The sequence below is a fragment of the Caulobacter sp. LjRoot300 genome, assembly GCF_964253875.1.
Lineage (GTDB): Bacteria > Pseudomonadota > Alphaproteobacteria > Caulobacterales > Caulobacteraceae > Caulobacter.
In genome coordinates, this window is sequence record NZ_CAXUSA020000004.1 from 22338 (window position 1) to 46221 (window position 23884).

General features: G+C 67.9%; 26 protein-coding genes. 13 read left to right on the top strand and 13 right to left on the bottom strand.

From position 1 onward, the window contains the following. The first annotated feature begins 100 nt into the window (after positions 1-100). Positions 101-1708, top strand: a complete 1608-nt coding sequence (locus tag ACSQ2G_RS14575) for a serine hydrolase (RefSeq protein ID WP_436032024.1) — start codon at positions 101-103, stop codon at positions 1706-1708. A 159-nt stretch (positions 1709-1867) separates the two neighbouring features. On the opposite strand, the gene ACSQ2G_RS14580 is transcribed toward ACSQ2G_RS14575, so the two are convergent. Then, positions 1868-2194, bottom strand: coding sequence for a GIY-YIG nuclease family protein (locus tag ACSQ2G_RS14580; RefSeq protein WP_436032025.1), 327 nt, complete (start codon positions 2192-2194; stop codon positions 1868-1870). A gap of 282 nt (positions 2195-2476) precedes the next feature. Here ACSQ2G_RS14580 and ACSQ2G_RS14585 point away from each other — a divergent pair, with 282 nt between their 5' ends. Then, the gene (locus tag ACSQ2G_RS14585; protein WP_436032027.1) at positions 2477-2668 is read left to right on the top strand and encodes a hypothetical protein; all 192 of its coding nucleotides are present in this window, start codon (positions 2477-2479) and stop codon (positions 2666-2668) included. Here the strand turns inward: ACSQ2G_RS14585 and ACSQ2G_RS14590 are convergent. From ACSQ2G_RS14590 to ACSQ2G_RS14600, 3 genes are all read right to left on the bottom strand, one after another. Beyond that, the gene (locus ACSQ2G_RS14590; protein ID WP_436032029.1) at positions 2665-3267 is read right to left on the bottom strand and encodes a TetR/AcrR family transcriptional regulator; all 603 of its coding nucleotides are present in this window, start codon (positions 3265-3267) and stop codon (positions 2665-2667) included. The genes ACSQ2G_RS14585 and ACSQ2G_RS14590 overlap by 4 nt on opposite strands. Before the next feature lie 87 nt (positions 3268-3354). Further along, positions 3355-4002: a TetR/AcrR family transcriptional regulator gene (locus ACSQ2G_RS14595; protein WP_310082473.1), complete on the bottom strand. Its 648-nt coding sequence runs from the start codon at positions 4000-4002 to the stop codon at positions 3355-3357. Next, positions 3999-4226 (bottom strand): hypothetical protein, encoded by a 228-nt coding sequence (locus tag ACSQ2G_RS14600; RefSeq protein WP_436032031.1) that lies wholly within the window; start codon positions 4224-4226, stop codon positions 3999-4001. The genes ACSQ2G_RS14595 and ACSQ2G_RS14600 overlap by 4 nt, the downstream gene beginning before the upstream one ends. Positions 4227-4572: 346 nt before the next feature. Between ACSQ2G_RS14600 and ACSQ2G_RS14605 the strand changes: the two genes are divergently transcribed. After that, the gene (locus ACSQ2G_RS14605) at positions 4573-4770 is read left to right on the top strand and encodes a twin transmembrane helix small protein (protein ID WP_436032033.1); all 198 of its coding nucleotides are present in this window, start codon (positions 4573-4575) and stop codon (positions 4768-4770) included. A 226-nt stretch (positions 4771-4996) separates the two neighbouring features. Then, positions 4997-5575 (top strand): cob(I)yrinic acid a,c-diamide adenosyltransferase, encoded by a 579-nt coding sequence (locus tag ACSQ2G_RS14610; RefSeq protein ID WP_436032035.1) that lies wholly within the window; start codon positions 4997-4999, stop codon positions 5573-5575. A gap of 45 nt (positions 5576-5620) precedes the next feature. Here the strand turns inward: ACSQ2G_RS14610 and ACSQ2G_RS14615 are convergent, their stop codons facing one another. After that, complete coding sequence (locus ACSQ2G_RS14615) at positions 5621-5893, bottom strand: hypothetical protein (protein ID WP_436032037.1); 273 nt, start codon at positions 5891-5893, stop codon at positions 5621-5623. A 245-nt stretch (positions 5894-6138) separates the two neighbouring features. Between ACSQ2G_RS14615 and ACSQ2G_RS14620 the strand changes: the two genes are divergently transcribed. The 3 genes from ACSQ2G_RS14620 (at position 6139) to ACSQ2G_RS14630 (ending at position 8328) form a co-directional block, all read left to right on the top strand. After that, positions 6139-6885 carry an electron transfer flavoprotein subunit beta/FixA family protein gene (locus tag ACSQ2G_RS14620; protein WP_436032039.1) on the top strand — a complete coding sequence of 249 codons (747 nt, stop codon included), beginning with the start codon at positions 6139-6141 and terminating at the stop codon, positions 6883-6885. Further along, positions 6885-7826: an electron transfer flavoprotein subunit alpha/FixB family protein gene (locus ACSQ2G_RS14625; protein ID WP_436032041.1), complete on the top strand. Its 942-nt coding sequence runs from the start codon at positions 6885-6887 to the stop codon at positions 7824-7826. Before ACSQ2G_RS14620 ends, ACSQ2G_RS14625 begins: the two co-directional genes overlap by 1 nt. A gap of 103 nt (positions 7827-7929) precedes the next feature. Beyond that, the gene (locus ACSQ2G_RS14630; RefSeq protein WP_436032043.1) at positions 7930-8328 is read left to right on the top strand and encodes a DUF4926 domain-containing protein; all 399 of its coding nucleotides are present in this window, start codon (positions 7930-7932) and stop codon (positions 8326-8328) included. Between the two features lie 67 nt (positions 8329-8395). Here the strand turns inward: ACSQ2G_RS14630 and ACSQ2G_RS14635 are convergent, their stop codons facing one another. After that, positions 8396-8527, bottom strand: coding sequence for a hypothetical protein (locus ACSQ2G_RS14635; RefSeq protein ID WP_436032045.1), 132 nt, complete (start codon positions 8525-8527; stop codon positions 8396-8398). Between the two features lie 128 nt (positions 8528-8655). Here ACSQ2G_RS14635 and ACSQ2G_RS14640 point away from each other — a divergent pair, with 128 nt between their 5' ends. Beyond that, positions 8656-9534, top strand: coding sequence for a LysR substrate-binding domain-containing protein (locus tag ACSQ2G_RS14640; RefSeq protein ID WP_436032047.1), 879 nt, complete (start codon positions 8656-8658; stop codon positions 9532-9534). A 314-nt stretch (positions 9535-9848) separates the two neighbouring features. Beyond that, positions 9849-10574 carry an alpha/beta fold hydrolase gene (locus ACSQ2G_RS14645; protein ID WP_436032049.1) on the top strand — a complete coding sequence of 242 codons (726 nt, stop codon included), beginning with the start codon at positions 9849-9851 and terminating at the stop codon, positions 10572-10574. Positions 10575-10604: 30 nt separating this feature from the next. On the opposite strand, the gene ACSQ2G_RS14650 is transcribed toward ACSQ2G_RS14645, so the two are convergent. The 3 genes from ACSQ2G_RS14650 to ACSQ2G_RS14660 form a co-directional block, all read right to left on the bottom strand. Then, positions 10605-13241, bottom strand: coding sequence for a TIM-barrel domain-containing protein (locus ACSQ2G_RS14650; RefSeq protein WP_436032050.1), 2637 nt, complete (start codon positions 13239-13241; stop codon positions 10605-10607). A gap of 362 nt (positions 13242-13603) precedes the next feature. Continuing rightward, complete coding sequence (locus ACSQ2G_RS14655) at positions 13604-14995, bottom strand: glycoside hydrolase family 47 protein (protein WP_436032051.1); 1392 nt, start codon at positions 14993-14995, stop codon at positions 13604-13606. 202 nt (positions 14996-15197) lie between these two features. After that, complete coding sequence (locus ACSQ2G_RS14660) at positions 15198-16691, bottom strand: calcium-binding protein (protein ID WP_436032053.1); 1494 nt, start codon at positions 16689-16691, stop codon at positions 15198-15200. 298 nt (positions 16692-16989) lie between these two features. On the opposite strand from ACSQ2G_RS14660, the gene ACSQ2G_RS14665 reads away from it, so the two are divergent. Further along, positions 16990-17868 (top strand): 3-hydroxybutyryl-CoA dehydrogenase, encoded by an 879-nt coding sequence (locus tag ACSQ2G_RS14665; protein ID WP_310082488.1) that lies wholly within the window; start codon positions 16990-16992, stop codon positions 17866-17868. Positions 17869-17871: 3 nt separating this feature from the next. Here the strand turns inward: ACSQ2G_RS14665 and ACSQ2G_RS14670 are convergent, their stop codons facing one another. Continuing rightward, positions 17872-18264 (bottom strand): type II toxin-antitoxin system VapC family toxin, encoded by a 393-nt coding sequence (locus ACSQ2G_RS14670; protein ID WP_436032055.1) that lies wholly within the window; start codon positions 18262-18264, stop codon positions 17872-17874. Next, positions 18261-18545, bottom strand: a complete 285-nt coding sequence (locus ACSQ2G_RS14675; RefSeq protein ID WP_436032057.1) for a type II toxin-antitoxin system Phd/YefM family antitoxin — start codon at positions 18543-18545, stop codon at positions 18261-18263. The genes ACSQ2G_RS14670 and ACSQ2G_RS14675 overlap by 4 nt, the downstream gene beginning before the upstream one ends. Before the next feature lie 97 nt (positions 18546-18642). Between ACSQ2G_RS14675 and ACSQ2G_RS14680 the strand changes: the two genes are divergently transcribed. Both ACSQ2G_RS14680 and ACSQ2G_RS14685 read left to right on the top strand, forming a co-directional pair. Next, positions 18643-19323, top strand: a complete 681-nt coding sequence (locus ACSQ2G_RS14680; protein WP_436032059.1) for a hypothetical protein — start codon at positions 18643-18645, stop codon at positions 19321-19323. A gap of 80 nt (positions 19324-19403) precedes the next feature. Beyond that, the gene (locus tag ACSQ2G_RS14685; protein ID WP_436032061.1) at positions 19404-20402 is read left to right on the top strand and encodes an alpha/beta fold hydrolase; all 999 of its coding nucleotides are present in this window, start codon (positions 19404-19406) and stop codon (positions 20400-20402) included. A 188-nt stretch (positions 20403-20590) separates the two neighbouring features. Here ACSQ2G_RS14685 and feoB read toward each other — a convergent pair whose 3' ends face one another. Together feoB and ACSQ2G_RS14695 are read right to left on the bottom strand one after the other, a co-directional pair. Continuing rightward, positions 20591-22468: a ferrous iron transport protein B gene (gene feoB, locus ACSQ2G_RS14690; RefSeq protein WP_436032062.1), complete on the bottom strand. Its 1878-nt coding sequence runs from the start codon at positions 22466-22468 to the stop codon at positions 20591-20593. Between the two features lie 4 nt (positions 22469-22472). Then, positions 22473-22796, bottom strand: coding sequence for a FeoA family protein (locus tag ACSQ2G_RS14695; RefSeq protein WP_436032064.1), 324 nt, complete (start codon positions 22794-22796; stop codon positions 22473-22475). 152 nt (positions 22797-22948) lie between these two features. On the opposite strand from ACSQ2G_RS14695, the gene ACSQ2G_RS14700 reads away from it, so the two are divergent. Beyond that, positions 22949-23737, top strand: a complete 789-nt coding sequence (locus ACSQ2G_RS14700; protein WP_436032066.1) for a hypothetical protein — start codon at positions 22949-22951, stop codon at positions 23735-23737. The last annotated feature ends 147 nt before the right edge of the window (positions 23738-23884 follow it).

A 23884-nucleotide genomic window follows, 5' to 3' on the forward strand; every position in this document is an offset into this window, starting at 1 on the left:
GGGCTTGTTGCTGTTTAGGGCGCGGTTCAAAGATGCCGCCTCCCTCTTGCTCAAGACTGGCGACGCAGCTTCACTGCACGCCCTTGACGAGGACGCCTCCATGATCGCCACGACCCGCCGCGCCGCCCTGCTGTCGGCCTTCGCCACCGTCGGGGCCGCGGCGCTGGCCAGGCCGGCCTTCGCCAGGCAGACGGGCAAGGCCGGGGCGGCCGTCGACCAGTTCGCCCAGGACGTCATGGCCGCCTTCCCCGACGAGCCGGGCCTGGGGATCACCGTCGTCGAGGACGGCGAGATCACCCTGGCCAAGGGCTATGGCGTGCGCCGCCTGGGCGGGCCCGACAAGGTCACCGACGCCACCCTGTTCGGCGTGGCCTCCAACACCAAGGCCTTCACCGCCGCCGCCCTGGCCATGCTGGTCGAGGAAGGCAAGCTGGCCTGGGACGACCCGGTCACCAAATACCTGCCGGCCTTCGAGATGAGCGACCCGATCGTCACCAGGCTGATGACCGTGCGCGACCTGCTGTGCCATCGCTCGGGCCTGACGCTCGGGGCCGGCGACCTGATGATCTGGCCCAACCCCACCCACACCCGGGCCGACATCGTCGCGGGCCTGAAGTACCTACCGATCGGCGGCCAGTTCCGGGGCGGCTACGCCTATGACAACGTGCTGTACGTGGCGGCCGGCGAGGTGATCGCCGCCCTGACCGGCGCGCCGTGGGAGGTGTTCATCCAGAAGCGGATCCTGGACCCGCTGAAGATGACCGACAGCGTGCCCCTGCCCTCGCTGATCGGCAACCGGCCGCGGGCCGAGCCGCACGCGCGGATGGGACCGCCGGTGCGCGGCCTGGGTCCGCAGACCGTGCTGCTGTTCGACGGCAGCTTCGACTCGGCCGGCGCGGCCGGCGGCCTCAACGCCAGCCCGCGCGACATCGGCAAGTGGATGCAGGTCCAGTTGGGCCTGGGCACGACGCCCGGCGGGGTCAAGCTGTGGACCGAGGCCTCGGGCCGCGAGATGTGGAAGCCCCAGACCATCACCGCCTGGTCCGACGGCCCCACCGCCGACAACCCCGTGCGCGCCTCGCTGCAGGCCTACGCCCTGGGCTGGTTCGTCAACGATCATCGCGGCGAGAAGATCGTCTGGCACACCGGCGGCCTGGCCGGCTTCATCTCCTATACCGGCCTGCTGCCGGGCCGGAAGTCGGGGATCATGGTGATGACCAACGCCGAGGAGACGCCGGTCTTCCGCAGCCTGCGCTACGGCGGTCCCGACCGGCTGCAGGGCCGCGGCGACTTCGACTGGATCGCCTCCAGCAAGAAGGTCCAGGCCGAGGCCGACGCCAAGCTGGTCAAGGACGCGGCCGAGGCCATGACCCCCAAGGGCGGCGGCGTGCCTCCTACGCTGCCGCTGGCGGCCTATGCCGGGACCTATCGCGACCCCTGGTACGGCACGGTGACGGTGTCCGTCGCGGGGAAAGGCAAGAAGGCGGCGCTGAAGATCGCCTTCGACAAGACCCCGGCCCTGAGGGGCGCCCTGGAGACCTTCGACGGCGACACCTTCAAGACCCGCTTCGACGACCGCTCGCAAGAGGACGCCTTCGTCGTGTTCGCCGTCAAGGACGGCGCGGTGACGAGCGCCACGATGCGCGCGGTCTCGCCGCTGGCGGACTTTTCCTATGACTATCAGGATTTGAAGCTGGTGAAGATCTGATCCCTCCCGCTCGTCATCCTCGGACTTGTTCCGAGGACCCCTGCTTCAGCTGAGAAGAAGCTCGACCCGTGAAACGGTGAGGCTGCGGCCGCACCTGTGACGGCAGCGCGGCGGACCAAGGGGTCCTCGGAACAAGTCCGAGGATGACGGCGGGGGGGATCACACCTGCGGCGGAACCGGCGTCCAGTTGACGATGGGGTCGAACAGATCATTCCAGCAGGGATTGTCCCGCTCGATCAGGTTGATCTTCCAATCCCGCACCCAGTGCTTGAGCGTCTTCTCACGTCGGATCGCTTCGGTCATCACGCCGTAGGTTTGGTACCAGACTAGACGGTGAAGGCCGTATTCCTTGGTGAAGCCGTCGAAGACGCCCTCGCGATGCTTGATGACGCGGCTGATCAGGTCGCTGGTCACGCCGACATAGAGCGTGCCGCGATAGTGGTCGCTTAGGATATAGACGGCGATCCAGGGATAACGCTCCTCCATGAGGAGAGCTTGCAGCAAAGGCTCGCGTTCTGCAAGTGTTCTGGTTGTTGCGATCCGCACCCCCACAGCCGTCATCCTCGGACTTGTTCCGAGGACCCCTGCTTCAGTTGAGGTGAAGGCGGATCCGTAGGGCGGTGAGGTCGCGACCGAACCTGTAACGGCGGCTCGGCGGACCTAGGGGTCCTCGGAACAAGTCCAAGGATGACGGGCGTTGGGGTTCCGACCCAACTCCAGCCCGACAATTGCAGGTTGCACGGCGTTCGTCCCGAAAGAGCACACGCCATGCCGCCCAGCCGTCGCCGCCGCCTTCGCGCCTTCGCCGAGACCGAGACCGGCGGGGCGGCGGTCGAGAGCGCGCTGGTCCTGAGCCTGACGGCGGCGATGATCTATGTCTTCAAGATGGCCAGCGGCGTCGCGGCCCTGGTCAAGCCCTTCCAGCAGGCGATGGCGGCGCTCCTGCGCGCCCTCGGCTAAACCGGACGCCACCCCTCGGCGATGAGCTGGATCTGCTTGTCCATCATCGCCGACAGCTCGGCGGCGGCGGCCTGGCGGCAGGCGGCCATGCGGTAGTTCCAGGCGTAGGTCGCCTTGAGCACGTCGATGGCCAGCCGCGGATCCAGGTCCGGGCGGACGTCGCCGCGCGCGATCCCCTCCTGCAGCACCTCGCGCAGCATGTCGGTCAGGCGCTCGTTGCGGCCGTAGGGCGTGACGCCCGGGTCCTGGCTGGGGCTGTAGGAGGCGGCGATGTGGGCCAGGAATAGCTTCACCCGCCGGGTCTCGAACTCGTAGTGGATGGCGAAGATCGAGCACAGCCGATCCGCCGTCGAGCCGCGCAGGTAAGGCACGACCCGGTCGAACTCGGCGTAGAGCTCGCCCAGGCGCCGGTCCATGACATGGCTGAGCACCTCCGCCTTGGAGGCGAAGGTGGTGAAGACGCTGCCGACCGAGACCCCCGCCCGTTCGGCGATCGCCCGGATGGTGGTCTCCTCGTAGCCCGTCTCGTTGAACAGGTCGCGCGCCGCCTCGAGCACCTTCTCGCGCGTCGCCTGCTTCTGATCGTCTCTCACGCCCACGCACTGTCCCCCCGGATAGGCTGCGTCGCTTTTATTGATCCGGGGGCGGGCGCTCCGGCAAGAAGCGTCCGCCCCCAGCCGTCTTATTTACGCGCGCGCGCCCGCCAGGATGACTTTCAGTTGATCCGAAAGTCGCGACAGCAGTGCCTCGACCGACCAGGCGTCGAAAATCGCCCGGCGATAGTTGGCGACATACACGTCCCAGATGATCTCGGCGAGCAGCTTAACGTCCGCGTCGCCTTTCAGTTCGCCGCGCTCGACGCCGCGGGTCAGAACGCCGTTAAGCAGGGCGAAGATGTGCTTGAGGTGACCACGGTTGCGGCGCTCGGCGGTTTCCGAGCGGGTCCACGACACCGCGATGCTGGCCTGCAGCAGCGGCAGTTGCTCGACATGGAAGCCGTAGGCCACCGCGAACATGCCGATGACGCCCTCCTCCACCGTGGCGGCGTTGACGCTGGCCTGCTTCATCTGGGCGTAGATGACTTCGTAGTCGGCGGTCAGGATCTCGTCGAACAGCTCGCTCTTGTCCGAGAAGCTGGCGAACACCGCGCCGGTCGACATGCCTGCGGCCTGGGCGATGTCGCGGATGGTCGCGCCCTCGTAGCCGCGTTCGGTGAACAGGCGGCGGGCGGCCGACAGGACCCGCTCGCGGGTGCGCTGCTTGGCCAGGGCCCGGCGCGTCAGCTTGACGGGGGCGTCGGTCGGCGACTCGATGTTCAGGGATACAAAGCTCATTCCACGATCTCCAGGCGAGCAAGCGCGGCTTCGGCGCGCTTCTCGAATTCGATGCAATATTCGTCGACGACATTGGTCAGGACGTCGGCGTAGCGGCGCGCCAGGGCGCGCCCGTCCTGCGCGGCGTCGCGCAGGTCGGTAATCAGTTGGCGGACTTCGGCCATGGCGTCTTCGCGCTCGGACGCGGAGAAGTCGGCGGCGGCGATAGGGGCGCTGCGGGCCATTCTGCTTTCTCCTGCCTCCCCGCTGAAAAAAAGGGCGCTGACATGACCTGCGGTGAGGAGGTGATCATGTTCAACGAACGCGCACTTGAATTGGAAGGTGGCGCGTTTATCCCGTGCCGCAAGGGTGCGCAACCCAAAAACCGAACCAGAATCGTCTAATGGTAACGTTTACAGGATCTATGGTATCGTTAGCAGTCGGTCACTGCGACAAATGCGCTCAACGAACAGGGTCGGCGAATTACGATATGGAACCCGGGGGTGGAGCTCGGGGCCGATCTAGGCTCGGCCCGCGACGGGATTAGGGCGCGCTCTGGCCAAGCCTGAAGCGAGCGCCTAGCTTGCGGCCATGGACCACTTGTTCGACTTCCTGATCCCGATCGTGCTGGGCGCGGTCCTGATCACCCTTTGCGTCGGCGTCTACGCCCTGTTCCGGGGCGGCGATTTCGGACGTTCCTATTCCAACAAGCTGATGCGCCTGCGCGTGGCGCTGCAGTTCCTGGCCGTGCTGGTGCTGGTCGCCGCCTTCTGGTGGCGAAGCCACTGAACGCTTGGGAACCCCACTGAAACGCGACGGCCATCCTGCTTGCGGGGGTATGAACGGCCGTCGCGCCTAAGCTGCTGAACGCATAAGCTACTGAACGCCTAAGTCCCGGAGCGGCTAGGGGGAAGGCGCTCCGGTAAGGCGAGTAGAGTGCAGCGGCGCACCGATAGCGATAGGACAACTTGTCCCAGGACAAGTTGTCATTCGACAGCCTGGAGAGACACCGCCGATGGTGACGCTGAACCGCATCTACACCCGCACCGGCGACAAGGGCCTGACGCGGCTCTCCACCGGCCAGCCGGTCAGCAAGGCCTCGCCGCGGGTCGAGGCCTATGGCGGGGTCGACGAGACCAACGCCTTCATCGGCGTGGCCCGCCAGCACACCAAGGCCGACCCCGAGCTCGACGCCCTGCTCGAGCGCATCCAGAATGACCTGTTCGACCTGGGCGCGGACCTGGCCACCCCCGAGCAGGACGAGACGCCGGCGTGGGAGCCGCTGCGGGTGGTCGACAGCCAGGTCGAGCGGCTGGAGCGCGAGATCGACGCCATCAACGCGCGGCTCTCGCCCCTGACCTCGTTCGTCCTGCCGGCCGGCAGCCCGGCCGCGGCGGCCCTGCACGTGGCCCGCACCGTCTGCCGGCGGGCCGAGCGCGGCCTGGTCGAGTTGATGGCGCTCGAGGGCGAGATCGTCGGCGAGCCGGCCCTGCGCTACCTGAACCGCCTGTCGGACCTGCTGTTCGTCGCCGCCCGCCGGGCCAACGATGACGGCGCCGCCGACGTGCTGTGGAAGCCGGGGGCGACGCGGTAGGCTCTCGTCCTTCTCCCCTTGCGAGGGGGAGAGGGAAGAAGAAAGCTACTTCTTCGGCGAATGCTCGGCCCGGGGCCCTTCCATCTTCCTGGGATCGGTGTTGATCGGCGGCACGTTCAGCGGCCGCTGGGTCAGGGTCTCGATCGAGTAGAGCTTGGCGCACTTCATCCAGCGCCCGGCCCAGGCGTAGTCCGACCCGCGCGCGACGCAGCGGTCCCGCGGCCAGACGTAGAAATAGTGGAAGCAGAAGACGCTGAGGGTCGCGCCGAGGAACACGGCGAAGAAGATCTTCTGCAGGCGAGGGATGGTGCTCTTCATGGGCCGCCTCATACTGGCCCGCCGCGTGGCTGGCCAGAGGCTAAAGCGCGGATCCACGGCCGCCGTTCGCCCATGCGCTCGGTGTGCGCCGCGGCAGACGCGGGGCGCGAACTATCCTACGACTGTTTGAACGTAGCGATCGCGAAAGCATTACGCTTACGTCAGGGGAAACTTGCAAACCTGCGTGGACGCGCTAATTCCGTCGGCGCAGGCAGGAAAAACTAGCCAGGAGGCGGCGTAGACCGATGAAGGTTCTGGTCCCGGTCAAACGGGTTATCGATTACAATGTGAAGGTCCGGGTGAAGCCCGATCAGACCGGCGTCGACCTGGCGAACGTCAAGATGTCGATGAACCCCTTCTGCGAGATCGCGGTCGAGGAAGCCGTCCGTCTGAAGGAAAAGGGCGTCGCGACGGAGGTCGTGATCGTCTCCATCGGCCCGCAGCAGGCGCAGGAAACCATCCGCACGGCGCTGGCCATGGGCGGCGACCGCGGCATCCTGATCACCACCGACGCCGATCCCGAGCCGCTGGCCGTGGCCAAGCTGCTGGCCGCCGTGGTCGCCGAGGAAGCGCCCCAGCTGGTGCTGATGGGCAAGCAGGCCATCGACGGCGACAACAACGCCGTGGGCCAGATGCTGTCGGCCCTGCTGGGCTGGCCCCAGGCCACCTACGCCTCGGCCGTGGAAGTTTCCGGTTCGACCGCCAAGGTCACCCGCGAAGTCGACGGGGGCCTGCAGACCCTGGACGTCGACCTGCCGGCCGTCGTCACCGCCGACCTGCGCCTGAACGAGCCGCGCTACGCCTCCTTGCCCAACATCATGAAGGCCAAGAAGAAGGAAATCGCGCAAAAGACCGTCGCCGACTACGGCGTCGACGTCGCCCCGCGCCTCAAGGTCGTCAAGGTGGCCGAACCGGCCAAGCGCTCGGCCGGCGTCAAGCTCGAGTCCGCCGCCGACCTCGTCTCCAAGCTCAAAACCGCGGGGGTGCTGTAATGGCCGTTCTCGTCGTCGCCGATAACGACAACGCGCACCTGCGCGATGGCACCCACAAGACCGTCACCGCCGCCCTGAAGCTGTCGGGCGAGGTCGACATCCTGGTCCTGGGCCAAGGCGTGGCCGGCGTCGCCGCCGAGGCCGCCAAGATCGCTGGCGTCCGCAAGGTGCTGGTCTCGGAAAGCCAGGCCTTGGGCCATGGGATCGCCGAGGCGGAAGCCGACGCGGTGCTGGCCCTGGCCGGCAATTACGACGCCATCCTGGTTCCGGCCACCTCGGGCGGCAAGAACTTCGCCCCGCGCGTCGCGGCCAAGCTGGACGTCGCCCCGATCAGCGAGATCGTCGAGGTCGTCTCGGCCGACACTTTCGTTCGTCCGATCTATGCCGGCAACGCGCTGGAGACCGTCCAGACCTCCGACGCCAAGAAGGTGATCACCGTGCGTCCCACCGCCTTCGCGGCGGCCGGCGAAGGCGGCTCGGCTCCGGTCGAGACCGTCGGCGGCGCCGACGCCGGCAAGACCCGCTTCGTCAGCGAAGAGATGGTCAAATCCGACCGTCCCGAACTGGCCGCGGCCAAGATCGTCGTCTCGGGCGGCCGCGCCATGGGTTCGGCCGAGGAGTTCCAGAAGGTCATCGAGCCCCTGGCCGACAAGCTGGGCGCCGCCGTCGGCGCCTCGCGCGCCGCGGTCGACGCCGGCTACGCGCCCAACGACTACCAGGTCGGCCAGACCGGCAAGGTGGTCGCGCCGGCGCTGTACGTCGCCATCGGCATCTCGGGCGCCATCCAGCACCTGGCCGGCATGAAGGACAGCAAGATCATCGTCGCGATCAACAAGGACGCCGACGCCCCGATCTTCCAGATCGCCGACTACGGCCTGGTGGCCGACTACAAGTCCGCCGTGCCCGAACTGATGGACGCCCTGACGGCGGCCGGGAAGTAAGGCTTTCGCGTTCAAGCGAAGACAGGAAAGGCCCGGGAGCGATCCCGGGCCTTTTTCTTTTGCTATAAGATCGCGCCTCCAGCCTCAGGCCGAGCGGACACGCATGCTCAACGAGATCGATACCGTCGCTCTGCTGGTCGATCGACCCGACGCGGAATTGTCGCGCGGCGAAATCGGCACGGTCGTCTGCGTGCACGGTCCGGATGCGTTCGAGGTCGAATTCGTCGCCCTTGATGGCTGGACCTATGCGATGGAGGTGTTCCGTCGCGACGAGCTTTTGAAATTGCTCCCCCATCGACAGGTCGCCGAACCGGAGGCCCCCGAAGCCGCCGACGCCCCGAGCAACGTCAAACCGAGCGGCTTGGCGCGGCTCTGGCCCTTCAAACGCCGATCCTCCTCACCCGCTAGCGGGGGAGGTGAAACCCTGAACTCCGCTCATCCCGGCGAATGCCGGGACCCAGATGGAATGGCTTTGAGGCGGGTTCCTCGAACTCAGAGCTGATCCAGCCCGACACACCGCCATAGGATCTGGGTCCCGGCATTCGCCGGGATGAGCGGTTTTCGGATCATCACCGCGGGCTGTGGATCGGCACGCTGGCCGCCCAGGGCGCGGCGGCGTCGGGCAGCGGGGCCGCGAGCTTGTCGACCGAGGCGAACAGGAAGGACAGCACGGCGACGCCGGAGATCAGAAGCAGTTTCATCGGAGCACCTGTGAGACGGGTTCGCGGCCGAAGCCGCCTTGCCCCTGTAAGATGCCCCCGCACAGCACGCTTTACGAACGATGGTATCTGCGCGAACCTGTGAGCTGGACTAACAAGCCGAGCCCGCCATGCGCCTGCCGCCGTTCCTGACCCTGACCGCCCTGGAGGCCGCCGCCCGTCACCGCAGCTACAGCCGCGCGGCGCGAGAGCTGTTCGTCACCCACGGCGCGGTCAGCCAGCAGATCCGCAAGCTGGAGGACGAGCTGGGGACCAAGCTGTTCGTCCGGCAAGGCAACGCCATGGTCCCCACCGCCACCGGCCAGCGCCTGGCCGACCAGGTGACCGCGGCCCTGGCGACGCTGCGAGCCGCTGTCGACGAGGCCCGGCTGGCGGCGCGCGGCCCGCTGGTGATCAGCAGCAGCGCCGCCTTCGCCAGCCGCTGGCTGGTCACCCGCCTGGAGCGGCTGGCCCGCGAGACCGACGAGCCCGACCTGATCGTCCGCGCCGAGGACCGGGTCGCCGACCTGACCACCGACGGGGTCGACATCGCCCTGCGCTTCGGCCTGGGCGCCTGGCCGGGCGTCGAAACCGCCACCCTGATGGTCGAGCGGATCTTTCCGGTCTGCAGCCCCGACTTCCTGGTCCGCCACCCGATCCGCGAGCCGCGCGACCTGCTGGACGTCCCCTTGCTGCGCCACGTGGGCCTGCCGTGGTCGATCTGGCTGACGGCCATGGGGGTCGACGAGGCCCCGCGCCAGCAGGGCCTCGGCTTCGAGGACACCGCCCTGATGCTGGACACCGCCGCCCACGGGGTGGGCGTGGCCTTGGCCCGGAGCGGCCTGGCCGAACGCGACCTGCGCGAGGGCCGCCTGGTCCGCCCGTTCTCCGGCGAGGTGGCGGTCGAGACCGGCAACCACTTCGTCTGGCGGGCCGACAGTCCCAAACTGGCGCGGATCCTGAAGCTACGCGACTGGTTCCTGGCCGAGACGGCTGAGTTGAGGGGGTAGCCGGGATCGAGCTCCCCCCTCGCGGCCGTCATCCCGACCTTGTGCCCGGCCCCCCTGCGGCGCGTTCCAGGATCCCGACGACACGCTGGGCGCGACCTACGGCCTGGCCGACGGCGACCTGGCGCTGGTCCGCTCCGACGGCTACGTCGCGGCGCCCCTCGCCGCTGGCGACGGCGAGCGGCTGGAGGCCTACCTGGCCGAGGCAGGCCTGGCTCGGCCCTCGCTTGCCCGCGCTCGAGCCGCTTGATTTTGCGATGGTCCGGCGCGGGATCCTGCGCTAGCGGTCAGGCCCCGAGCATCCCGCGGAGCCTCCGATGCCCTTCGTCACCCACCGCGGCCAACGCATCCACTACACGGTCGAGGGCGAGGGGCCGCTGGTCGTCCTGCAGCATGGCCTGTTCATGGACGCGGCCAGCTGGACGGCCAACGGCGTGGTCGAGGCCCTGGCCGGCCGTCATCGCGTCGCCTGCGTCGATTCCCTGGGCCATGGCCGGAGCGACAAGCCCGTCGACCCGGCCCTCTACGCCCAGGACCAGCGGGCCGGCGACCTGGCGGCGGTGATCGATGCGTTGGGCGAGCCTAAGGCCGCCGTGCTCGGCTATTCGATGGGCGCCTGGATGGCGGTGGGCCTGGCCTGCCATCATCCCGAGAAGGTCTCGCGCCTGGTGGTCGGCGGCTGGGACCTGCTGAACGGGGTTCCCAAGACCCCGAGCGGGCCGCTGACCTTCGACCTGTTCTGGGCCTTCGCCCGCGCCACCGCCCCGGCGCTGGTCGCCTGGGTGACGCCCGAGGTGGAGCCGGCCATGCGCGCCTGTTTCGAGGCCCTGGCCCAGCTGGACGGGGCGCGCGGGGCGGTGCTGGGCGGCGACTTTCCCGTGCTGCTGTGGAACGGCGACCAGGACGCCTACGCCCCGCCGATGCGGGCCTTCGCCGCCGCCGAGGGCCTGCCGTTCCTGTCCAGCCCCGGCGGCCACGTCCCGACCATCGAGACCCCGGGGGCGGAGACGGTGGCGGCGCTGGCGGCGTTCCTGGCGGGATAGCCGCGGCGTCGCTCCGCCCGGCCGCCGTGGTCAGGGGAAGGACGCCTTTCCATGGCCGCGCTCCAGGGTCACCGGAGCACGACGCACCTGGCCGGACTCGGGGCCGTGCAGCACGACGTCGAAGCGATCGGACGCATAGGCCGCGCTCGGCCTGCCCGACCGCCGGAGTTCGAGCGTCCGGTCCGCGTCGCGCCAACGGCAGGTGACCATGGCGAAGTCGCCCCGTTCGTAGCCATAGTCGAGGCCGGCGTCCTCGTGCAGCGTCGCCACGCCGTCGGCGCCGGCGAAGACGTGCAGTTCGAGGCGGTTGCGGATGCTCTCGGCGGTGGACTGGGTTATCGGCCCCATCGGGACGACGCCGCCAGCCCGGACGTGCAGGGGAATGCGGTCGACGGGGGCCGGAACGACATAGCTGCGACCGCCCTGGCGCCGCTCGCCCGTCCAGAAGTCGTGCCAGCCGCCGGGCGTCGGCGGCAGATAGACCGGCCATTCGCCGACGCCGGCCTCGAGCACCGGCGCGACGTGCAGCGCCCGGCCGAACATGTAGCTGTGGCTCTCGTCCAGCGCCCGGGCGTCGGCGGGGAAATCGAACACCAGCGGCCGAAGCAGCGGCGTGCCCGTGCGCCAGGTGTCGGCGGCCATGGAATAGATGTAGGGCAGAAGCTTGTAGCGCAGCTCGATATACTGCTTGCCGATCCGCTCGACCTGGTCGCCGTAGCGCCAGATCTCGGTCTTAGTCTGATAGCCGTGCACCCGCTGCAAGGGCAGAAAGGTCGCGTACTGCAGCCAGCGCAGGAACCGCTCGTGATAGGCCGGATCGGTGTACTGGCCGTCACCGGGCCGGAAGAAGCCGCCGGCGTCCACGGTCCAATAGGGATAGCCCGCGACGGCCATGTTGAGGCCCGCCGGAACCTGCCGCTTCAGCGTCTCCCAATCGTGGCCGATATCGCCCGACCAGGTGGCGGCGGCGAACTGCTGCTGCCCGGGAAAGGCCGACCGGGTCAGGATCATCACCCGCTTCTCCGGGAACGCCTTGCGCTGCGTCTCGTAGACCGTGCGCGAGACTTGCAGCGCGTAGGTCATCCGCACGCGCTCGCCCGGACCGGCGGCCGTGTCGCGGTCGCGCAGGTCGTCGTTCTCCGGCTCGGTCGCGTCCTGCCACCAGGCGTCGATACCGAGCGAGGTCAGCCGCCGGTTCTGGCTCTCGCCATAGAACGCCGCCGCCTTGGGATTGAAGAAATCGACCCAATCGGTGTTCTGGATGTAGAAACCGCGCGCGGCGATCTCCTGGCCCAGCTCCGCCTTGCGGTCGACCTTGGACCAGACCGACAGCATCAGGCGCAGGTCCATGGCGTGCAGATCGCGCACTAGGCCGGCGGGATCGGGATAGCGCGTCTCGTCGAAGCGCATGGCGTTCCAGCCGTGCTTGCCCCAGTACAGCCAGTCCTGAACCATCACGTCGACGGGGATCTTCCGGTTCCGGAACTCGCGGGCGTTCTCCAGGATCTCGGCCGACGACTCGAACCGCTCGCGGCAGTGGATGTAGCCATAGGCCCAGCGCGGAAACAGCGGGGTCGGCCCGAGGATTTCCCGGTAGCCTTCCATCACCTCGTCGGCGCTGGGGCCGGCGATGACGACATAGTCGATGGCGTCCGCGACGGGCGAGCGCCAGACGGTGGTCGGCGTGACGGGACCGTAGTGCAGCACCGGCGCGTCCTGGCTGGCGCCGATGACCCGCACGCGGTGCTCGCCGGCCGACAGCTCCAGCCGCAGGCTGGTGGTGGGCGGCAACCACGGATTGGCGAAGTCGCAGACGATCTTGCCGTCGATCTCCAGATAGTACCGCGAGGCCATGGCCTGGCCGACATCGAGCAGCAGCGCATGGGCCCCGGCGGTCGGGACGGAGAAGCGCCCCTCGAACGTCGCCGGGCGTCGGGTGACCTTCGCCCCGCCGGTCGAGGTGGTGACATCGACCTCCTTCGCCTCGGCGGCCGTCTCGACCTTGTCCAGCCGCAGCAGATTTCGGGGCGGGTTCAGCTCCGAAAGGCCGGTGTTGTGCCAGAGCAGGCCATAGCCGCGGCTGGAGAGCACGAAGGGCAGGCTGATCTGGGTGTTCACCTGCGTCAGGCGCCGCGGGAGGCCGCGCAGGTCGAGGGCGCCGTCCTGGAAGCAACCCGTGCCATAGAGGCGCTCGTCGGGCGGGGAGGCGAAGGCCTGCGACGCCGCGACGGTCGGGTGGCCCCGCACGTCCGACGGCGTGACGACCCGGCCGCCCGCCGCTTCGTCGAGGAGCGGCCGCCCGGCGCGATCCTGGAAGTGGAGGGTCCCGGTTTCGGCGTCGATCCGGCAGCGGATTTCCGGCAGGGCGAAGAGGGTCGCAGCGGACGACCGGGTGATTTCCGGCCGGCTTGGCTTGGGCCGTCGCTGGACGATTTCCGGCATTCGCATCGGGGGCGAGGCCGTCCGGCGGCTGAAGCGGACCCTCACAGCGCGATCGCTGAGCGCGAAGAGTTCAAGCGTTCCGCCATCCATTGGCAGGGTCAGGTCGGCCGCGGCGGCGACCGAGGCTAGGGCGGGCCCGACCGGCACGGCGGCCAGGGCGCCCATGGCGACGCCGGTCTTCAGCAGGACTCGGCGCGTCGCGCCGCCCGATCTTGTTTCGCTCATGTTTCCTCCCGGGGAGCGCCCCTGGAACGGAAAGCTAGTCGAACGACGGAAGAGCGACAAACGGGTTTTTGCTCATGAAAATATAATCACTTGTAAAAACAGGGTGACAGCGACCCGCCCCGTCACCTCCCTTGGTCCATCAGGGCTATCGCATATGACCGAAAACGGTTGTCATCCCGGACGAGCGCGTAGCGCGAAGATCCGGGACCGGGGCGTAAACTCGGAGCTTGCGGCGGTCCCGGATCTGCGCTCGGCTTCGCCAAGCTTGTCCGGGATGACAGCTTTTTTTAGGGCAAATCCATGGACGATAGCCCTGCATGATCCATGCAGCGCGCGTCGCCCGGCCGTTCCTGGCGTCCGGCCTATCCCTTCGCGAACCCGCGCAGCACGTTGGCCTCGGTGCTCAGCTGCAGCTGGGCGTAATCGATGCGCGGCGTGTCGGAGAACAGCAGGTAGTAGTATTTCATCTGCTCGGACCACCAGTAGCCGGGGCAGTTGTCGCCCTGGGTCATCGGCCGGGTGGTGATGTCCTTCAGGGCGGTGTAGCCGAAGGCGGCGCGGCTGGTGGCCTTCATTTCACGATAGTGGATCGCGGCCAGCTTCCGGTAGCGCTCGTCGCGGTCGCCCAGCCACAGGTTCAGGCAGGCGTCGGGATATTCCGGGCGCAGGCCGGTGGCCTTGCGGCGCGGCTGGGCCGTGGTCACGTCGATCGATTCCGGGATCACCCCGAACGTCTGCTGAAGATAGGTGAACGAGGCCAGGTAGTCGTCGCCCTGGGCCTTGCGCCCGACCTGGCCCAGCAGGCCGGCATAATAGGCGGCCAGCTCGCTCTGGGCCGTGGAGGTCACCGCCCCGGTCTCGAAGTCGACCATCGGGAACCACAGTCGGCCGTCGTAGCGCTTGGCCTGGTGGGCCAGCTGGGCGTCGACGCATTCGACCGCCCAGCGCCTGCAGTCGGCGTCGCCGAACAGTTCCCAGGCGTCCCACAGATATTCGTAGAAGCTGTCGGCATAGACGTCGATGCTGGCGTTGCGGCTGGTGAAGTCGCCGGTGGTCGCATGGATGTTGGCGGCCATCAGGCCGATCTTCGAGCGGCGGTCCAGGGCGTGGCGCATGGCCCGCTTGGCCATGTCGAAATACTTGCGCTCGCCGGTCAGCTGGCTCAGCACCCCGAACTCGGAGAGATAGGTGCCGATCTCGGCCAGGTTGGTCTCCGGGTCGCGGACCGCGCCGGTGCGCAGGTTCACATAGCGCCAGGGCAGGCCGTGGGGCGAGGCCGTGAAGGCCTTGGCCAGGCGGTCGGCCAGGTCGCGGGCCTTCCCCAGCAGCATGGGGTCGCCGCAGGCCAGGTGGGCCGACAGCAGGCCGCCGACCAGGCGGATGTTGGTCTCGAACACCTGGGCGTCGCCGTCGACGTCGAAGTCGAGACTGGTCCTGACCCAGTCGACCCCGGCCTGGAACTCGGCGTCCAACCCCATGATCCACAGGGTGTCCAGCGCCTCGACCAGCGACAGGCCCAGGTCGTGGCCCTCGACGAAGAACGACGACGACGTGCCGCTGACCGGATTGATCTCGTCCTTGCCCCAGGCCTTGGCGACATAGCCGCGCCAGGCCCACTGGAACTCGGCGCGGACGTCGGCGGCCAGGGCCTTCCAGTCCTCGGGGACGGTTTCGGCGGCGAAGGCCGGGGCGGCGGCGGCCGAGGCGACCAGGGCCAGGGCGTGACGGCGGGAGGGTTGCGAGGGGTTTGTCATCCGGTAGCTCGAGGGTGGATCATATTCGGCCGAGGGCGAAAACCTCGCCCTTGGACAAGCTCTGGATGAAGTTTTCGAATGCCGAGACCCACACAATGGTCCTCGTCATGAGCTTGTCGAAGGACGAGGACCAGGCGCAATGCCGACCCGGCGGCTCGGCGCCGCGCCGACCCCGGACTGTCCGAGGGTGGCGTCCGAGTTGCTACCAGACGATGTCGGTCGCATGCAGGCCGGGGATTGTGAGTTGGATCAACATGTCGTTGACCCCGTCGCCGTTGGTTTCGACGAACAGGAAGCTGCCGTCGGAGGTATAGGCGACGCCGTACGAGCCCACACCCGCCGCGTGCACGCCGGACAGGTCGATCTTGTCCACACCCGACTGGAAGTCGAAGATGGTGTCGGCCGCCGACAGGCCGCTTTCGGCGACGGCGAGGTACTTGAAGGTGTCCGCGCCCGCGCCGCCGAACAGCGCGTCGCCGCCAGCCCCGCCGATCAGCGTGTCGACGCCCGAGCCGCCCTGAACGACATCGCCCAACGTCGAGCCGATCAACTGGTCGCCGGCGTCGTCGCCGATCATGTAGACCCCGACATGGCTGGCGCCCCAGCCCGACACGATGTCGCCGCCGTTGACCGCCCCGTTGGCAGCGATGGTCATGTCGCCGGCCGACGTCTGCAGGAAGACGAAACTGGCCTGGCTCGAGCGCACGATGCTGATCGCCGAGGCCTGCGTCGCGCCGACGTCCAGCAGGTCCTGGCCGGTCTGGAAGTCCAGGATGACGTCGTAAGTCGTGGCCATGGAGTCCGTCTGGGCCGAATAGAGGAAGGTGTCGGCCCCGGCCCCGCCGCTCAAGGTGTCGGAATCACTCAGCCCGATGATCAGGTCCGAACCCGTTCCGCCCGCCAGGACGTCGGCGCCGTCCTGGCCGATGACTTGCAGGTTGGGATTGACGCCGCCGCTGACGAAGATGTCGCCGCCTTGGATCAGGCCATTGACGCCGATAACGGTCTGACTCGCCCCGCTCGTCGACGAGGCGAACACCAGAGCGCCCGCGCCGGCCCGCACGAGCGACACGCCGCTGATCTGATCGACGTCCGCCAGATTGAGCTGATCCTGGCCGGTCTGGAAGTCGACGATGTTGTCGATATACCCGCTCGAGGAATCGACACGATTGCCGCCGGGTATTCCGCCCAGGAACGATGAGCCAAACGAGAAGATGTCCGCGCCGTCACCGCCGATAAGCGTGTCTCTGCCCTGGCCGCCGACTAGGACGTCATTGCCGGCGCCGCCGATCAGCGTGTCGCTGCCGGCCTGGCCGAACATTCGCGATCCGCTGGCGGCGGCCGTGATGGTGTCGCCCGCCGCCGTGCCGGAAACTCCTTCTATGCCGGTCAGCGCATAGGTCGACTTTTCCACCACCGGCACGCCATCAACGATGGTGATGTGACCATAGTCGAAGAAGGTCGCCACACCGGTCGAAAGGTCAATATCGATTCCGGGACCCGAGACCGGCCCGCCCATTATGCCACTGGCCAATTGTCCGAAATAGACAAGGTCGAAGCCCTCGCCGCCGTCGATGGTCTGGTTGCCGCCGCGCACCCAGATCGCGTCGTCGCCCGCCAGGCCATTGACGATGTAGTCGCCCGACGAGGTCTCCTCCAAGGTGTCGTTACCCGAGGTTCCGTTCAACGTGATCATGGTGGTTTCTCTGTTCCGATGGATTCCGACGACCAGGGCGTTACGACGTGGAATTGTATACGCGAAAGCTTAGCATTACAAAACGGCTTTCCAGAGCCGCCGCATCGCTGGTGCGGACAACGGTCGAGTGGTCTTTCGAAGCCGTGTCCGTCGCCGCCCCGCCGAACCAAAGACGACGGTTCGCGCTGCGTCGCAGCAAAGCCTTGGCGACTGTGGGGTTGCTCGTGCTAGAAAAGCAGGCATGAACTCCGGGCCGGGCGCGTGACGCCTTGCCCCGCCTCGAACAAGGCTTGTCTGAATGACGGATATCAAGACGGTCGGCGTGATCGGCGCTGGCCAGATGGGGTCGGGCATCGCTCATGTCGTCGCCCTGGGCGGCTATGACGTGCGCCTGCACGACGTCTCGCGCGAGCGCATCGAGGCCGGCCTGGCCCTGATCGAGAAGAACCTGGCCCGCCAGGTGCATCGCGGCATCATCGACGAAGCGGCCATGAGCGCGGCCCTGGCGCGGATCACCGCCGCCGAGGACCTAGCCCTGATCGGCGCGACCGACCTGGCCATCGAGGCGGCGACCGAGAACGAGGAGGTCAAGAAGTCGATCTTCCGCGGCCTGCAGCCCCACCTGGGCCCCGACACCCTGCTGGCCTCGAACACCTCGTCGATCTCGATCACCCGCCTGGCCAGCGCCACCGATCGCCCCGAGCGGTTCATCGGCCTGCACTTCATGAACCCGGTCCCGCTGATGAAGCTGGTCGAGATCATCCGCGGCATCGCCACCGACGTGCCGACCTACGAGCGGGCCGTGGCCTTCGCCAAGTCGCTGGGCAAGATCACCAGCAACGCCGAGGACTTCCCCGCCTTCATCGTCAACCGCGTGCTGGTGCCGATGATCAACGAGGCGATCTACACCCTGTACGAGGGCGTGGGCACGGTCGACGCCATCGACACCGCCATGAAGCTGGGCGCCAACCACCCGATGGGCCCGCTGGAGCTGGGCGACTTCATCGGCCTGGACACCGTGCTCAGCATCATGAACGTGCTGCACGAGGGCCTGGCCGACAGCAAGTACCGTCCCTGTCCGCTGCTGGTGAAGTATGTCGAGGCCGGCTGGCTGGGCAAGAAAGCCGGCCGCGGCTTCTACGACTACCGCGGCGAGCACCCGGTCCCGACGCGGTAGGGACTACCAGAGGGTCGGGATGTCCCACCGTTGACAAGCGACGGTCAGGTCCCGATCGATGGTGATAAGGCTAAGCTCGCGCCGCCAAGCTTGGGCGGCGATTATTCTGTCCCATGGATCGCGATGGGCCTTGTCGAATCGAGCAGCGCGAAAGGCGTCCGTCGCTTCGATCGGAAGCCATTCGAAACCGAGCCGCGGAACGGATTCCGGAATGTTTCGGGGCAAGCGATCGAGGGACGAGTCATGCTTTCGCTTGTACTCGACCTCATAGACGCTCGCCGTACTGACGAAGAGGCGCCGCTCGCCGCTCTTGATATGATCATAGGCAAGTCGCGAGAGACGCTCAGGCTCAAGCAGCCACCATATCAGCGCGTGGGTATCGAGCAGGAGACTCATTCACCGGGCTTTAGCGGCCGGTAGAAATCGTCTTCATCATGCGACTCGGCCAGCTCTTCCAATTCGGGATCAGGTCGCAGGAAGAGATAAGGATCCTCCATCGGCCCCAAATGCGCCCAGGCGCCGGGTATCCGGTCTGGCCGTTTGGCAGGGGGTTCGACCTTCGTCAGGGCCGCGACGGTTTGACCATCCCGCGTCAACAGGACCTCTTCACCGGCCTCGATCCGCGCGACCAGCTCGGCCAGAAGGGCTTGCTCCGCGATGTCGACTTGAATGGTCATACCCCAACCCTAACACGGAACATACCGAGAACCAACCTTACCATCGCCCGACCTGCAAACCCATGTTACGCAAGGGTCCATCTCGGGGGAGCTGGTCTTGCGCAATCTGTATCTCGCCTTCCTGCTGGCGTTCGCCGTCACGATGTTCGGCTTCTGGCCCAGCTTCACCGGCGGGATGGGGCCGCTGGACCCGATCCGGCTCGTCCACGGCGCCCTGGCCGCCGGCTGGATGGCGCTGCTGGTGGTCCAGAGCTGGCTGATCGGTCACGGCCACAACCGCTTTCACCGCTGGATCGGCCGGGCGTCGCTGGTGATCGCCCCGGCCCTGGTGGTCAGCGCCGCCGTCGTCGTCCACGACATGCTGGGCCCCAGGTCGCACTTCGGCGTGCCGCTGCGCCTGACCCTGGCCTGGATCGACGTCTGGTCTCTGGCGCTGTTCAGCCTGCTGTACGGCCTGGCCATCGCCTATCGGCGGACCCTGTTCCTGCACGCGCGGTTCATGGCCTCGACCCTGTTCGTCGCCCTGCCGCCGGCCCTGGGGCGAGCCTACGGCATGAACATCCCGTCGCTGCACGGCCTGGCCGGCGCCCTGCCGCCCAGCTTCTGGACCGTCGAGGCGGTGCTGGTCGGGCTGATCCTCTGGGACGGCTTCAAGGGCCGCTGGCTGACGCCCTGGTGGCTGACCCTGGGCGTGATGGCGGCCATCCACCTGACCATGTTCCAGGCCCCGACCTGGCCGGGCGTGGTGGCCGCCGCGCGCCTGGCGGGCCTTCCCTAGAATCGCCCGGACAGCCGTCGAGACTCCCCGCCCCCTTCGCGCTACGGTCGAGTCGAGAGGCAGACCGGAGAGACGGCGACATGGCCGCGTTCATGATTTCGCTTCGCGCCAAGACCAACGAGGGCAAGATGGGCCCCGCCCGCTACCTGCGGATCGAGGACGACGGCGCCCAGACCCCGCTCAGCCCCACGGCCTGGCGCAAGGCGGTGCTGGACAGCTTCGGCGAGAAAACCCCGCAGGGCCTGCCCCGGGGCGACCTGCTGTTCTTCGTCCACGGCTTCAACACCAGCTTCAAGGACGCCCTGAAGGGCGACGCCGACAACCGCGCCAAGCTGGCGGCCCACGGCTGGACCGGGGTCTATGTCAGCTACGACTGGCCGTCCCTGGGCGAGACCCTGGGCTACTACGCCGACCGCAGCAACGCCCGGGCCAGCGCCAACGCCCTGATCGACTCGGCGCTGACGATGTTCGTCGGCGCCATCGTGCCCGACTGCCAGGTGCGGGTCAGCCTCATGGCCCATTCGATGGGGGCCTTCGTGGTGCGCCAGGCGTTCAGCTGGGCCTACCAGGACGTCAAGACCAACGCCAAGGCCTGGTCGATCTCGCAGCTGGTGCTGGTGGCCGGCGACGTCTCGCAGGGCAGCCTGTCGGCCGACCAGGACGGCGGCCGCTGGTTCAACAAGTACGCCGGCCGCACGACCACCTATTCGAACCGCTTCGACAGCGTGCTGAAGATCTCGGACCTCAAGAACGGCGAGCCGACGCCGCGGGCCGGCCGGGTGGGCCTGCCGGTCGACGCCCCGGCCTCGTTCTGCGACATCGACTGCAGCGCCCTGTTCAACGGGCTGGACCTGAGCCTCGCCCAGCGGGTCAACCCGTCCACGGCCCACTGCTTCTATTTCGACCAGGACGCCTTCTGGCGCGACGCGGTGCTGACTCTGGAGGGCGGCATCGACCGCCACGTGATCCCCACCCGCGCCCTGCTGGGGACGACGGACAACCGCTTCACCCTGAAGACCGAGCCGATCACCGCCGCCGAATATCGCGCGTCGCTGCAGCTGGCCCAGGCGGGGAACTGATCGAGCCCAGGGCATGGGCGGTTTGGGCGCCGCCATCTTCCTCAACGGTTGTCATCCCGGAAGCCTCGCAGAGGCTGTCCGGGACCCAGGGGACTGGGCTGATGCGGTGCGGCTGTCCTGGGTCCCGGACAAGCGCTCCGCGCTTTCCGGGATGACAACAGGAGGGGCGACGGGAGGGGCGGCGCCCTCTACCCCGCCCCCATCGCCACGGCCACGTGGTAGACTGTGAACGAGGCCAGGTAGGCCAGGCTGGTCATGTAGAGGAACATCACGCTCGGCCACAGCCAGCCGTTGGTCTCGCGCTTGACCACGCCCAGGGTCGCCGCGCACTGCGGGGCGAACACGTACCAGGCCAGGAACGACAGGGCCGTGGCCAGCGACCACTGGTGCGACAGCAGTTGGCCCAGATTGGTGCCCGCCTCGTCGTCGCCGCCCACCGCATAGACGGTGCCCAGGGCGGCCACGGCGACTTCCCGGGCGGCGAAACCCGGGATCAGCGCCACCGTCATTTGCCAGTTGAAGCCGATGGGTTGCATGACCGGCGCGATGAAGTGCCCGATCCGCCCGGCGAAGCTGTAGTCGATGGCCGGTCCCGTCGCGCCCGCCGGCGGATAGGGGAAGGTCGACAGCACCCAGACCAGCACCATCAGCGGCAGGATGATGCGCCCGGCCCGCTCGATGAAGATCCGCGCCCGGGTCCACAGGTTCAGCAGCACGTTGCGCGGCTCGGGCCAGCGATAGGTCGGCAGCTCCATCATGAACGGCTCGACCGTGCCGCGCCAAAAGATCTTGCGGATCACGAACGACACCACCAGGGCGCTGACGATGCCGCTGGCGTAGAGGCCGAACATCACCAGGCCCGGCAGGCTGAGCACGCCCCAGACCTTGGTGTGGGGGATGAAGGCGGCGATGATCAGGGTGTAGACCGGGATCCGCGCCGAGCAGGTCATCAGCGGGGCGACCAGGATGGTGGTCAGCCGGTCGTGCTTGTTGTCGATCACCCGCGTCGACATGATGCCGGGAATGGCGCAGGCGAAGCTTGAGAGCAGCGGGATGAACGCCCGGCCGTGCAGGCCCGCCCCGCCCATGATCTTGTCCATCAGGAAGGCCGCGCGGGTCATGTAGCCGCTGTCTTCCAGCACCAGGATGAAGAAGAACAGGATCACGATCTGCGGCAGGAAGACCAGCACGCTGCCCACCCCGGCGATCAGGCCGTCGGTGATCAGGCTCTGGAACAGGCCGTGCGGCAGGACGGCGGCGACCCCGGCGCTGAGCGCCGCGAAACCCGCCTCGATCAGGCCCATCAGCGGCTCGGCCCAGGTGAACACCGCCTGGAACATCACGAACAGCAGCAGGGCCAGGATCAGCAGGCCGGCGGCCGGGTGCAGCAGCACCGCGTCGACCTTGCCGGTGACCGTGTCGGGCCGCTCGGCCGGGCGGACGCAGGCCTTGACGATGCGCTGGGCCTCGCGGTGGGCGGCGCGGATCTCGGCGGCGGTGGGCTCGCGCCAGACGTTGTCGTGCTCGCCGGCACGGCTCACGGAAAGCGCGTCGGCCTTGGCGACCAGCTCTTCCAGGCCGCGCTTGCGGGTGGCCACGGTGGTGACGATCGGCGCGCCGATCTCGGCCGACAGCCGCTCCAGGTCGATCCGCAGGCCCTGGCGCTGGGCGATGTCGAACATGTTCAGGGCCAGCACGAACGGCCGGCCCACCTGCTTGAGCTCCAGCACCAGCCGCAGCACCAGCCGCAGGTTGGTGGCGTCGGCCACGCAGATCAGCACGTCGGGCGCCTGTTCGCCCGACAAGCGGCCCAGCACCGCGTCGCGGGTGACCACCTCGTCGGGGCTGCGGGCCCGCAGGGAATAGGTGCCGGGCAGGTCCAGCACGTGGGCGCCGCGGCCGCTGGCCATGGTCAGCACGCCCTCCTTGCGCTCGACGGTGACGCCGGCGTAGTTGGCGACCTTCTGGCGGCTGCCGGTCAGGGCGTTGAACAGGGCGGTCTTGCCGGAATTGGGATTGCCGACCAGCGCCAGGCGCGCGGGCCGCGAAACGGCGGTGTCGGTCAAGACGTCAGGCCTCTTCGAACTGGACGGTGACGGCGGCGGCCTCGCGGCGGCGCAGGGCCACGCGCATGTCGTCGATGCGCACGGCGATCGGGTCGCGGCCGAACAGCCCCTCGTGCAGCACCTCGAAGGCCGCGCCCTCGACGAAGCCCATCTCCAGCAGGCGGCGCTCCAGCTCCTCGGGATCGATCGACTCCGACCGCCCGGTCTCGCCGCCGACCCGCACGATCAGCCCGCGCTGGCCCTTGCGGGCCTTGCTGAGCGGACTTTCGGCCCCGCGCGAGACGGGGATGGCGGTGAAGTCTGGGGCTAGGCTGAGAGCGTCGGACATGGTCGCACCGGAAAAACTTGCGAACGATTATCAGTCTAAGGCCGTGCTGTCATGTCACGAATGGGGCTGGCGGGAACCTTCGGCGAGCCTCCGCCTCGGCTTGCGGCCGGACCGGCCTGTCGGCATAGTATCTTGGGTTGAGGGGGCGACGGATGTTCATGGAACTTCGCTGGGCGATGCTTTGCGCGGCTGGGACCTCGGCCGTGGCGGGAACGGCGGCGGCCGCCTCCTCCGAAGCGGTGACCGTCCGCGTGGGCTTCGACGTTTCCGAGATCTCCGACGCCGACCGGCAGCAGAAGACGCTGGGGCCGGGCGACCCGATCTTCATCCAGCGGCTCACGGCGATCAAAAGCGCCACGCTGGCGGACGAAAGCACCGGCTTGCCGGCGGGCGCCCGCCTGCTTCTGGCCACGGGGCCGGCCGGGCGCGAGTTCTACTGCGGCGCGCCCGCGCCCAAGGGCACGGCCCGGATCATGGGCGGCGCCCACACCTCGCAATGGATCTGCTTCGAGGACGCCGGCGCCGATGGTGTGTTCGAGACCGTCTGGAAGACGCCCTACAACGGCGGGGCCAGGATCCCGTCGTTCGGCAGCGTGATCGCGCCGACGCCGGTGGCGATCCACTACGCCGTCGATCCCGAGGACCAGCGCGACTTCTTCGAGACGACGATCATGCACGAGAAGTCGTTCAACATTTACGGCAGCATGTTTTTCTACATCAAGGTCCGCCGGCAGGGCGAGGCCGAGTGGCAGAACATAGCATCCACCGCCTCGGGCATGATGGGCGGCTACAGCACCCTCGCCGCCAAGGCGCTGCCGACCACGCTCGCCTTGGGCGGCGCGCGCATTCGGGTTCTCAGCGCAACGGGCCAGCAGATGACCGTGCAGGTCGAGTCCGCCCATTCGGGCTATGTGGCCTACGGCACCAGCCGAGACTTCTAACGTCCGGCGCCCGTTGCTTCTCCCCGCGCGTTCACGAAGAGCTGATTTGTGGTTAAGGCGCGGCGTAATGGCTCAGAGTCGTTAATCCGTTCGACTCACGGCACGCGCGACTCGCATACTGAGCTTGACGATTCGTAGGGACCCTCG

Coding starts and splice junctions, on each gene's coding strand:
- ACSQ2G_RS14575 (WP_436032024.1), top strand. CDS start 101: ATGATCGCCACGACCCGCCGCGCCGCCCTGCTGTCGGCCTTCGCCACC.
- ACSQ2G_RS14580 (WP_436032025.1), bottom strand. CDS start 2,194: ATGGAGGAGCGTTATCCCTGGATCGCCGTCTATATCCTAAGCGACCAC.
- ACSQ2G_RS14585 (WP_436032027.1), top strand. CDS start 2,477: ATGCCGCCCAGCCGTCGCCGCCGCCTTCGCGCCTTCGCCGAGACCGAG.
- ACSQ2G_RS14595 (WP_310082473.1), bottom strand. CDS start 4,002: ATGAGCTTTGTATCCCTGAACATCGAGTCGCCGACCGACGCCCCCGTC.
- ACSQ2G_RS14600 (WP_436032031.1), bottom strand. CDS start 4,226: ATGGCCCGCAGCGCCCCTATCGCCGCCGCCGACTTCTCCGCGTCCGAG.
- ACSQ2G_RS14605 (WP_436032033.1), top strand. CDS start 4,573: ATGGACCACTTGTTCGACTTCCTGATCCCGATCGTGCTGGGCGCGGTC.
- ACSQ2G_RS14610 (WP_436032035.1), top strand. CDS start 4,997: ATGGTGACGCTGAACCGCATCTACACCCGCACCGGCGACAAGGGCCTG.
- ACSQ2G_RS14615 (WP_436032037.1), bottom strand. CDS start 5,893: ATGAAGAGCACCATCCCTCGCCTGCAGAAGATCTTCTTCGCCGTGTTC.
- ACSQ2G_RS14620 (WP_436032039.1), top strand. CDS start 6,139: ATGAAGGTTCTGGTCCCGGTCAAACGGGTTATCGATTACAATGTGAAG.
- ACSQ2G_RS14625 (WP_436032041.1), top strand. CDS start 6,885: ATGGCCGTTCTCGTCGTCGCCGATAACGACAACGCGCACCTGCGCGAT.
- ACSQ2G_RS14630 (WP_436032043.1), top strand. CDS start 7,930: ATGCTCAACGAGATCGATACCGTCGCTCTGCTGGTCGATCGACCCGAC.
- ACSQ2G_RS14635 (WP_436032045.1), bottom strand. CDS start 8,527: ATGAAACTGCTTCTGATCTCCGGCGTCGCCGTGCTGTCCTTCCTGTTC.
- ACSQ2G_RS14640 (WP_436032047.1), top strand. CDS start 8,656: ATGCGCCTGCCGCCGTTCCTGACCCTGACCGCCCTGGAGGCCGCCGCC.
- ACSQ2G_RS14645 (WP_436032049.1), top strand. CDS start 9,849: ATGCCCTTCGTCACCCACCGCGGCCAACGCATCCACTACACGGTCGAG.
- ACSQ2G_RS14650 (WP_436032050.1), bottom strand. CDS start 13,241: ATGAGCGAAACAAGATCGGGCGGCGCGACGCGCCGAGTCCTGCTGAAG.
- ACSQ2G_RS14655 (WP_436032051.1), bottom strand. CDS start 14,995: ATGACAAACCCCTCGCAACCCTCCCGCCGTCACGCCCTGGCCCTGGTC.
- ACSQ2G_RS14660 (WP_436032053.1), bottom strand. CDS start 16,691: ATGATCACGTTGAACGGAACCTCGGGTAACGACACCTTGGAGGAGACC.
- ACSQ2G_RS14665 (WP_310082488.1), top strand. CDS start 16,990: ATGACGGATATCAAGACGGTCGGCGTGATCGGCGCTGGCCAGATGGGG.
- ACSQ2G_RS14670 (WP_436032055.1), bottom strand. CDS start 18,264: ATGAGTCTCCTGCTCGATACCCACGCGCTGATATGGTGGCTGCTTGAG.
- ACSQ2G_RS14675 (WP_436032057.1), bottom strand. CDS start 18,545: ATGACCATTCAAGTCGACATCGCGGAGCAAGCCCTTCTGGCCGAGCTG.
- ACSQ2G_RS14685 (WP_436032061.1), top strand. CDS start 19,404: ATGGCCGCGTTCATGATTTCGCTTCGCGCCAAGACCAACGAGGGCAAG.
- ACSQ2G_RS14695 (WP_436032064.1), bottom strand. CDS start 22,796: ATGTCCGACGCTCTCAGCCTAGCCCCAGACTTCACCGCCATCCCCGTC.
- ACSQ2G_RS14700 (WP_436032066.1), top strand. CDS start 22,949: ATGTTCATGGAACTTCGCTGGGCGATGCTTTGCGCGGCTGGGACCTCG.